This window comes from Desulfolutivibrio sp. (genome assembly GCF_036584575.1).
Lineage (GTDB): Bacteria > Desulfobacterota > Desulfovibrionia > Desulfovibrionales > Desulfovibrionaceae > Desulfolutivibrio.
The window spans coordinates 1-7,731 of sequence record NZ_JAZHDB010000022.1 but is presented as its reverse complement, the minus strand read 5'-3'; the positions used below and the strand labels follow the sequence as shown (position 1 = coordinate 7,731).

6 protein-coding genes and 1 pseudogene are annotated in these 7,731 nt (G+C 65.8%); 1 reads left to right on the top strand and 6 read right to left on the bottom strand.

What is annotated here, in order from left to right:
- From V3572_RS01705 to elbB, 6 genes are all read right to left on the bottom strand, one after another.
- A partial coding sequence (locus V3572_RS01705; RefSeq protein WP_332109240.1) for a nitroreductase family protein occupies positions 1–647 on the bottom strand: 647 nt, incomplete at its 3' end.
- A gap of 1 nt (position 648) precedes the next feature.
- The gene (typA, locus tag V3572_RS01700) at positions 649–2,496 is read right to left on the bottom strand and encodes a translational GTPase TypA (RefSeq protein ID WP_332109239.1); all 1,848 of its coding nucleotides are present in this window, start codon (positions 2,494–2,496) and stop codon (positions 649–651) included.
- A 127-nt stretch (positions 2,497–2,623) separates the two neighbouring features.
- Positions 2,624–4,336, bottom strand: a complete 1,713-nt coding sequence (locus V3572_RS01695) for a PAS domain S-box protein (RefSeq protein ID WP_332109238.1) — start codon at positions 4,334–4,336, stop codon at positions 2,624–2,626.
- Entirely contained in the window at positions 4,308–5,489 is a 1,182-nt protein-coding gene (ercA, locus tag V3572_RS01690; protein WP_332109237.1) for an alcohol dehydrogenase-like regulatory protein ErcA, read from the bottom strand. The genes V3572_RS01695 and ercA overlap by 29 nt, the downstream gene beginning before the upstream one ends.
- Before the next feature lie 177 nt (positions 5,490–5,666).
- Entirely contained in the window at positions 5,667–6,473 is an 807-nt protein-coding gene (locus V3572_RS01685; protein ID WP_332109236.1) for a ChbG/HpnK family deacetylase, read from the bottom strand.
- 124 nt (positions 6,474–6,597) lie between these two features.
- On the bottom strand, positions 6,598–7,260 hold the full coding sequence (gene elbB / locus V3572_RS01680) for an isoprenoid biosynthesis glyoxalase ElbB (RefSeq protein WP_332109235.1): 663 nt from the start codon (positions 7,258–7,260) through the stop codon (positions 6,598–6,600).
- 172 nt (positions 7,261–7,432) lie between these two features.
- Here elbB and V3572_RS01675 point away from each other — a divergent pair.
- Positions 7,433–7,731: pseudogene (locus tag V3572_RS01675) on the top strand (hypothetical protein); the annotation flags it as partial.

Below are 7,731 nucleotides of genomic sequence, written 5' to 3'. Positions count from 1 at the left end.
GCCACGATCTCGAACCAGGTGGTGGCGATGATGGCGTCGGTCACTGGCGTCACGCCGTCGTCCGGGACATGGGCGAACACCGCATGCGGCGCGCCGCGCGTCACCACGTCCTTGCCCTTGTCCACGGCCCGCACCGCCCCGGCCAGCTTCATGTTCCGGGCGAAGTCCGTCTTGGCCTTGACCTCGGCCCGCATCCATTCGTTGACCTGCATCAGAAACGCGTTCACGGCCTGGCGTCCGTCCAGGATGGTCCACTGCACCTCCTGCCGGTTGTGGCCGGAGGGGGCGTGGCGCACCGTGTCCAGGATGGCTGCGAAGGTCTCGTGCGGCACGGTGCAGGGCTTGAAGTTGCGGATGGAGCGCCGGGTCTTGAGGTGCGCGGCCAGGGCCTCGGGGGCCAGGGCGTTTTTGCGGTCCACAAGGGGGAAGTCGTCAAAGGGCAGAAGGCTGTGGCGCAGGGCCCCGGTGGGACAGATGGCCACGCAGTGCCCGCAGCGGATGCAGTGCTCGGCCTTGCCGGGCAGGGGATAGGGCAGGGAGTCGGGCGCGTCCTGGCGCACCAGGCTGGCCGGGCAGGCCGCCGCGCACAGACCGTCGCGGCGGCACAGGTTTTCGTCGATGGTGAAAAGGGGCGTGGACGTTTCCACGTTACGCCTCCTCCTTGGCCTTCTTCTTCGCGCCGCTGAGAAGGTGGCGCTTCTGGGCCGACAGCTCCACCTTGCGCAGTCGGATGGACAGGGGGGTGACCTCGGCCAGTTCGTCCTCGCGGATAAAATGGATGGCCCGTTCCAGGGTCATGGGCAACACCGGGGTCAGGATGACGTTTTCATCCTTGCCCGAGGCCCGCATGTTGGTGAGCTTTTTTTCCTTGCAGGGATTGACGTTGATGTCGTTATCCCGGTTGTGCTCGCCCACGATCATGCCCTCGTACACCGGATCGCCCGGGGACACGAAGAGCCTGCCGCGCGGCTCCAGGTTGAAGATGGCGTAGGGCACGGCCGCGCCCGCCCGGTCGCAGACGATGGAGCCGGTGAAGCGCGACGGGAAATCGCCCCGGTATTCCTCGTAGCCCAGGAAATAGGAGTTCATGATCCCGGTGCCCTTGGTGTCGGTCAGAAACTCGTCCCGGTAGCCGATCAGCCCGCGGGCCGGGATGGTGAATTCCAGACGCACCCGGCCCGAGCCGTGGTTCACCAGGTTTTTCATGCGGCCCTTGCGGATGGACAGCTTCTCGGTGACGATGCCGGTGAACGACTCGTCGCAGTCGATGAACAGGTGCTCGATGGGCTCTTTGCGCACCCCGTTCTCCATGCGGTAGATGACCTCGGGGCGTCCCACGGACAGTTCGAAGCCCTCCCGGCGCATGGTCTCGATCAAAATCGCCATCTGGAACTCGCCCCGGCCCTTGACCACGAAGCTGTCGCGCTCCTCGCTCTCCTCCACGCGGATGGCCACGTTGAGCAGGGTCTCCTTGAACAGGCGTTCGCGGATGCGGGCGGACTGGACGTATTTGCCCTCGCGTCCGGCCAGCGGGGAGGTGTTGATGGTGAAGCGCATGGCCACCGTGGGGTCGTCCACGCTGATGCGTTTGAGGGCCGTGGTGGTTTCGGAGGAGCAGATGGTGTCCCCGATGGTCACCTCGTCCAGGCCTGAAATGACAACGATGTCGCCGGGATGGGCGGTCTCCGAGTCCACGACCTTAAGGCCCTCGTAGACCTGAAGCCGTGTGACCCGAAGCGGCACGCGGCGGTTCTCCTCGTCGATGCGCACCAGGGAATCGTGGCTGCGGGCGGTCCCGGCCAGCACCCGGCCGATGGCCAGCCGCCCCAGGAAGTCGGAATAGCCCAGGTCGGAAATCAGCATGGCGAACGGTTTTTCCGGATCGCAGGACGGCCCGGGAATCTCGGTGACGATGGTCTCGAAAAGGGGCGTCAGGTCCACGCCCTCCTCATCCAGGGAGCGCATGGCCCGGCCCTCGCGGCCCACGGCGTAGAGCACGGGAAATTCGAGTTGCTCCTCGTCGGCGTCCAGGTCGATGAACAGGTCGTAAATTTCGTTTAAGACTTCTTCCGGCCGGGCATCCTTGCGGTCGATCTTGTTCACGGCCACGATGACCCGAAGTCCGGCCTCCAGGGTCTTTTTGAGCACGAACCGGGTCTGGGGCAGGGGGCCTTCCGAGGCGTCCACCAGGAGCACCGCGCCGTCGGCCATGGACAGGGCCCGTTCCACCTCGCCGCCGAAGTCGGCGTGGCCGGGGGTGTCGATGATGTTGATTTTGGTGTTGCGCCAAGTCACGGCGCAGTTTTTGGCGGCGATGGTGATGCCGCGTTCCCGCTCCAGGTCCATGCTGTCCATGATCCTTTCGGGGGCGTCCTGGCCTTCGCGGAACATCCCGCTTTGGCGGAACATGTGGTCCACCAGGGTGGTTTTGCCGTGGTCGACGTGGGCGATGATGGCGATGTTTCGGATGGAATCGTTGCGTGGCTGGGTTTTCATGGATGTCCTCGCGCAGGGTGAATAGGCCGCGCGGCTTTACGGTTTCGTGACGGGAAAGGGGAGGAATGTCCTGCCGGGCGGCTCTTGTCGTCGAAAAACGGAGAAAAGACAATCCCTGCCGGAAGGTTTATCCGGGCAGGGGCAGGGTAAAGGTGAAGATGCTGCCCTTGTCGGGGGCGCTCTCAAACCAGATGCGGCCGCCGTGGGATTCCACGATATGTTTGCAGATGGGCAGCCCCAGGCCCGTCCCCTTGGGGCGATCCGTGATCCCGCCGCGCACCTGGTTGAACTTCTCGAAGATTTTTCCAAAATCTTTTTTGTGGATGCCGATGCCGGTGTCCGAGACGCTGATGCGCAGGAAACCGTCCTGGCTGACGGCGTACAGACCGATGGTTCCGTGGTCCGTGAACTTGACGGCGTTGGAGATGAGGTTGACCAGCACCTGGATGATGCGGTCCCGGTCGCCCTGGATGGAGGGCAGGCCACTGTCCAGGCAGCGCACCATGCGCACGTCTTTGTCTTCCAGGAGCACCGAAGTGGAGGCCATGACCCGGCTGATGAGCTCGGAGGGATCGATGGTCTCCATGGCGAATTCCATGCGGCCCGATTCCAGTTTGGCCAGATCCAGGACATCGTTGATGAGATTGGTCAGGCGCCCGCCCTCGGAGATGATGATGTCCAGGTTGCCGGACACCTGGTCGAGGGACTTTTGCAGGCGTGGATCGGGAACCGCCAGGTTTTCGAAAATCTGCTTCAGTTTTCGTTGGATGATTTTTGAAAAGCCCAGGATGGAGGTCAGGGGCGTGCGGATCTCATGGGACACCATGGACAGAAAATCGGACTTGGTGCGGTTGGCGGCCTCGGCGGCCTCTTCGGCCCGGCGGCGTTCCTGGACCTCGCGCATGAGGCGTTCGTTGGCCTGGTGGAGCTCCCGGGTGCGTTCCTCGACCCGTTTTTCCAGGAGGATATGGGCGTCGCGCAGGGCCTCTTCGGCCATTTTGCGGGCGGTGATGTCCTCGCAGGAGCCTTCCAGGAAAAGAGGCAGGCCGCTGGCGTCGTGCTCCACCCGGACATTGAGGGAGACCCAGATGGTGCGGCCGGACTTGTGCCGGAAGCGGGCCGGGAAATTGGTCGCGCCGCCACGTGCCTTGAGCAGGTGCATCAGCCGGTCGCGGTCGCCGGTGTCGGCATAGAGCTGGGAGCGGATGTCCGTGACCTCGGCCAGAAGCCGCTCGGGCGTCCCATAGCCCAAAAGGGTGGCCATGGCCGGGTTGGCGCTGGTGAAGCGGCCCGCCGGGGTGGAGGTGAAAAAGCCCTCCACGGCGTTTTCCACAATGCTGCGGTAGCGGTCCTCGGCCCGGCGCAGGGCGCGCTCGGCTTTTTTGCGCTCGGAGATATCCCGGGCCACCACCACGGCCTTGCGGCGCGTGGGCCTTTGCGCCACCCGAATGGTCATTTCCACCGGGACCAGGGCCCCGTCGGGGCTGGCCATGTCCGTGGCCAGGGGGGCGTCGGTTCCCTGGGCGGCCAGGATGGCCGCGACCCGGGCCGCCGCCTTGGGACGCAGAAAATCGGAAAACGCCGCGCCGATGATGCGGCCCTTGTCCCGCCCCAGCAGGGCCGGGGCGGACCCGGCAGCGTCGAGAATGGCGCCCGTGTCCGCGTCCACAAGAAAAATGGCGTCGTTGCTTTGGTCGAGCAGTTCGCGGAATCGCTCAAGCTCGGCAAGCCGCTCGGACAGCTCGGGATAATAGCTCTTGCTTAAGGAACCTTCCCCAAGCCCGATGAGCTTTTCCCGGGAGGCGTTCCAATCAGGCGTGGAATCGGCAGGCGGCTTCATACAGGGACCGGATGTCCTCGACGGTTGGCTGGCGGGGGTTGGTGATCATGCACGGGTCGTTGATGGCCTTGGCCGACAACTCGGCGAGTTCGCCCGGGCGCACGCCCAGGTCGCTTAAGGTCTGGTCCACGTCGGCGGCCTTTTTGAGGTCGCGCAGGGCGGTGACCATGGCTTGCTTTTTTTCGTCCTCGGCCATGTCCGGTTCGATATGCGCCCCCAGGATTTTGGCGATGTCCGTATACCGCTTGGGGGCGCTGGAATAATTGTAGGCCGCCACATGGTCAAGCAGGATGGCGTTGCACTGGCCGTGGGGCAGATCCAAAAAACCTCCCAGGCTGTGGGCCATGGCGTGCACCGCGCCCAGGATGGCGTTGGAAAAGGCCAGGCCCGCGTAGAGGCTGGCGAACATCATGCCGGATCGGGCCGCCTGGTCGTCGGGATGGCGTATGGCCGTCACCAGGTGGTCGCGCACCAGTTCCACGGCCTTGGCGGCGAACAGGTCGGAGATCGGGGAATGGGCGTTGGAAACGTAGGCCTCGATGGCGTGGGTCAGGGCGTCCAGGCCGGTATGCGCCGTCAGTTCGGGGTCCATGGTGGCCGTGGGCAGGGGGTCGATCAAGGCGGCGTCGGGGATCACGGTCTTGCTGACGATGGCGATTTTGACCTTGCGCTTGGTGTCGCTTATGATGGCGAACTGGGACACGTCGGCCCCGGTGCCGGAGGTGGTGGGCACGCACAAAAGCGGCGGGCCGGGCTTGCGCACATTGTCCACGCCCTCGAATTCCAGGACGTGGCGGTCGTTGGTGCACACGATGCCGATGGCCTTGGCGCAGTCCATGGGGCTGCCGCCGCCCACGGCCACGATGGCGTCGCAGTCCTCGCGACGGTAGACCTCGGCCCCGGCCATGACCTCATAGTCGCGGGGATTGGGGGTGACGTCGGCGAAGATGGTGGTGGAGACGCCCGCCTCGCGCAGGCTGTCGATGACCTGCCCGGCCCAGCCCAGGCGGATGAGGTTGGGGCCGGTGACCACCAGGGCCTTCTTGACCCGGAGATTTCTGGCGTAGCGTCCGGCCAGTCGGGCCGAGCCCGGGCCGAACACGAATTCCGGAGCCACGAATTTGCGCAGTTCCGTCGTCGCTTCGTGGGTCACGTCGTACTCCTTCACGCGAACAGGCGGTTGCGGTTTCATGCCAGCCAACGCCGGGCATGCTACACGGCTTTTGCCGCGTCGAAAAGCATTCTTCTGAAGCCTCAGGGGGACGGACTCCTGGCGCGACGCAACACAAACACATCCGTGCCTTTTTGGAAAAAACGCTCCTGCAGGATGTCAGGAGGCAGGGCCTCCGTCGCGGACGCCGCGCGCGGGCCTGGGGATGCCCTCGGGGCCGCACACGGCGACCCCCATGTCCGCCAGCCCCTGGCGGACCTCGGGGGACGACAGCACCGCGATTTCCCGTTCCCGGGCCTGATTGTAGGCCGAGATGCGGCTGAGTTCCGGGTCGTTTCTCCCGGGATGGCACATGAGTTCCACCACGGCCGTGTCGGGCAACGGGGCGAAGGCCGCCGCCGCCAACTCCAGAAACCGCCCGGGGGTCAGATCCTTACCGAAAAAGTCGGTGATGAAGGCGTCGGCGCAGATCGCCCCGGCGTCGCGAAGCGCTGCGGCCATGGCCGGGTTGGTGGCCCGGGCCGGGATGCCGAGCCGCGCGGCCATCTCCAGATAGACCGGAAACACGTCGGGCCGCTTGTGGACATGGTGGTGGGTGTCCATATGCGACGGGGAGACGCCGCAGGAGCGTAGCAGATCGAGCTGGGCCTGCCATTCCCGGCGGATCTCGTCGGGTGCGGCCTGCCCGATGTCCATGCGCTTGCGCGGGAAAACGCCCTCGGCGGTCACCAGGGAGGGGACGTCCCCGGGCGGCAGGCAGGGGGCGTGGCCGCCGGTCAACTGGAAATGGATGCCCAGGCGGCCACGAAGGGCCGCGGCTTGGGCCGTGATGCGGCCTGACGCGCCGACCGGGCGGGTCATGGCCGTGGTGGCCCGGACCAGCCCGTGCTCCATGGCCTGGAGGATGCCCCGGCAGACGCCGTCGGTCAGGGCGAAATCATCGGCGTTGATCATGAGGCGGCGCATGATGCTCCTTGTTTTTGCTTCGACGAGGCAGACGCCATGGCGTCATGCCATCCGGATTCCCGTCGTGAAACGTACCCTGTGACGGGATTCCAAAGGGCGAAGCCCTTTGGCCGCCGGAGGCATGTCACCCCGCATGCTGCGCCCGCCGCATGATCTCGGCCACGAACTTCTCGATGCCCCTGGCCACGTCGGCGATGCCGGGCCCGAGCATGTAGGCCGGGGTGGTCACGATGTTGAGCGCATCGTCCACCACGATGTCGTCCACGGCGCAATCGACATGCACCGCGCCGGTTTTCTCCAGGGCCTTGGCCGTGCCCATGTCGTTGCCGATGGTCAGGCGCGGCTTTTTGGCCCCGAGCACCAGTCCCAGCACCACCGGGGCGATGCAGATGGCCCCCACGGGCTTGCCCGCCTCGTGCACCTCGCGGATGACCCGGGCCACCTCGGGATGGGCCGCGCCGTCCGGGCCTTTGGTCGCGAAGTCGCACAGGTTCTTGGCCACGCCGTTGCCGCCGGGCAGGATCAGGGCGTCCAGGTCCGCACCCCGGGCCGTGGCCACGTCGGCGATGTTGCCGCGGGCGATGCGGGCCGACTCCATAAGGACGTTTCGCGTCTCGCCCATGGGCTTTTTGGTCAGGAAATTCACGGCCGCGAAGGGGACGTCCGGGGCGAAGATTTTGGTCGTGACCCCGGCCTGGGCCAGATAGAGGAGCGTCAGGACGGATTCGTGGATTTCCGCGCCGTCGATGTTGCCGCAGCCGGCCAAAATGACGCCGATGGTGGGCATGGTCGCCTCCTGTGTCGTTGTGGACGTGGCGTAGCGTGTGGTGCAGATGCAGATGCAGATGTGTAGCCAGCGGGGTGTGATTCGTCAAATGGGGACCGGGCCGTTGGGATCGTGCCTTGGGGACCATGCCCGGCGCGTTGCAATTCCCGGGAATATGACGCACAAGCGGCGCATGGCCGGTCAACGCGTCCTTACCCCTCTGCTTTTGGGCGACACCACGCTTCGCGACGGCGAACAGATGCCCGGGGCCATGCTCGACCCTGCCGACAAGCTCACGGTGGCCCGGGCCTTGGCGGCGGCCGGGGTGGACCTCATCGAGGCCGGATTTCCGGCCGTGTCGCGCACCGAGGCGGCGGCCGTGGGGCTTGTGGCCCGAGCGGCGGCGGATTTTTCCGGGCCGGGGGGCGTGGGCGATTCGGGCGGCCCGGTCATCGCGGCCCTGTGTCGGGCGCTTCACAGGGACATCGACGC

Excerpts from the sequence above, each read along its gene's own strand:
- typA (WP_332109239.1), bottom strand. The coding sequence starts at position 2,496 with ATGAAAACCCAGCCACGCAACGATTCCATCCGAAACATCGCCATCATC.
- V3572_RS01695 (WP_332109238.1), bottom strand. The coding sequence starts at position 4,336 with ATGAAGCCGCCTGCCGATTCCACGCCTGATTGGAACGCCTCCCGGGAA.
- V3572_RS01685 (WP_332109236.1), bottom strand. The coding sequence starts at position 6,473 with ATGCGCCGCCTCATGATCAACGCCGATGATTTCGCCCTGACCGACGGC.
- elbB (WP_332109235.1), bottom strand. The coding sequence starts at position 7,260 with ATGCCCACCATCGGCGTCATTTTGGCCGGCTGCGGCAACATCGACGGC.